This is a genomic window from Polynucleobacter sp. 35-46-11 (assembly GCF_002281105.1).
In genome coordinates this window covers 1-1589 of sequence record NZ_NCFJ01000552.1, presented here as the reverse complement: position 1 = coordinate 1589, position 1589 = coordinate 1, and the positions used below count along the sequence as shown (strand labels likewise).

Below are 1589 nucleotides of genomic sequence, written 5' to 3'. Positions count from 1 at the left end.
TCGTTATGGCAGCATCAAGTTCATTAGTAGCAAAGATGCAAAAGCCTTATTAAACATGTCACAAGAATTAATGCAATCCAATCTGAGTCAACATGCTCTCGAATGGCAATTGGAGCTCAGCTTTAAATGAGTTCGATTTTTAGCCGCATGAATGCATTACTGCCATTCAATAAGACTGAGCGCATCATTCTTGCCATTGTCATTGCCCTACATCTACTCTTCTTAATTGGCTTTCAGAGCGGTATGAAACCAGATCACGATAATGACCTAGACGAGTCGAGGGTCATGGCCAATCTGGTTAGCCCAGAGGCAGCGCAAACACCCCCGGCGCCACCACCTGCAGCTCCTCCTCCCAAGCTAAAGCAAGAGCAAAAGAAGGTTGTCAAGGAAAAAGTAACGCAGACACCCGCGCCCACTAAGGCCCAACAATCTGCTGAAACTCCACCAACGCCTCAGCAGCCTAGTAGTGAAGCACAAACACAAAGTGCTGCAGTTGCCCCTTCCACTAGCTCCGGAGCCAGCGGTACACCTATTCAGACTGACATTGGTAAACTGATAGTTGTATATCAGCCTGATGCGGATGCTTACTACCCCTCCTTCTCTAAACGCTCTGGGGAGCAAGGTGAAGTCGTTGTAAAGCTCATTATTGACGAGAGCGGAAGTGTTGAGGAAGTCGCATTAATGCGATCAAGTTCTTTTCCACGTCTTGATCGAGCAGCAACTGAAATTGGCAAACGTTATCGCTTTAAACCATATGTAGTAAACGGCTCACCCACCAGAATTTCTACTAACCTATTAATTAAATTTAATTTAAAGAATTAAACAATATGAACACACCATTTGGCTTAGCTAATTTATGGCTTGAAGGCGATGCTGTCACTCGCTTTGTTGCGCTGGCACTATTGACCTGCTCTATCGTAACTTGGGTCATCCTGCTATCACGCATTTGGGATTTGAGAAGATTACGCAAACTCACAGTAGAGCTCGATCAATTTTGGAAGGCGACCTCCTATGACCAAGGATTAAATGCATTTACCAATCAGGCTAATAATCCCTTTTACCAAATCGCCAAATCCGCGAATACTGCCTCTGTTCACCACCAGAGCCAATCTAGTAATCACCGTGAACTCCTGCAAACCTTGAACTATTCTGAATGGATGGCAAGAAGCATTAAGAATAGTATCGACAGTGTTGCCGCTAGCCTGCAGAAGGGGTTAACCTTTCTCGGATCAACTGGTGCCACCACACCATTTATTGGTCTATTTGGAACCGTATGGGGCATCTACCATGCCCTTATCGCCATCAGTAGCTCTGGCAATGCGCAGATTGATCAGGTGGCCGGCCCTATTGGTGAAGCGCTCATCATGACTGCGCTTGGCTTAGCTGTGGCGATTCCAGCAGTTCTCGGCTTTAATGCACTAAACAGAGCTAATAAATTATTTGTTGCAGACCTCAATCGTTTCGGCAATGACTTACTGGCATATTTTGTTACTGGTGCGCGAGTAAAGTCTGGAGAATAAGAATGTCTTTTAACCTACAAGACAATCAAAGTGATGATGCCATCATGGCAGAAATCAACATGACTCCCA

Annotated in this window: 2 protein-coding genes; both read left to right on the top strand. The window is 45.2% G+C overall.

What is annotated here, in order from left to right; genetic code table 11:
- The first annotated feature begins 126 nt into the window (after positions 1-126).
- Positions 127-822: an energy transducer TonB gene (locus tag B7Y67_RS17505; RefSeq protein WP_293599723.1), complete on the top strand. Its 696-nt coding sequence runs from the start codon at positions 127-129 to the stop codon at positions 820-822.
- Positions 823-827: 5 nt separating this feature from the next.
- Entirely contained in the window at positions 828-1520 is a 693-nt protein-coding gene (locus B7Y67_RS17500) for a MotA/TolQ/ExbB proton channel family protein (protein WP_293599722.1), read from the top strand.
- The last annotated feature ends 69 nt before the right edge of the window (positions 1521-1589 follow it).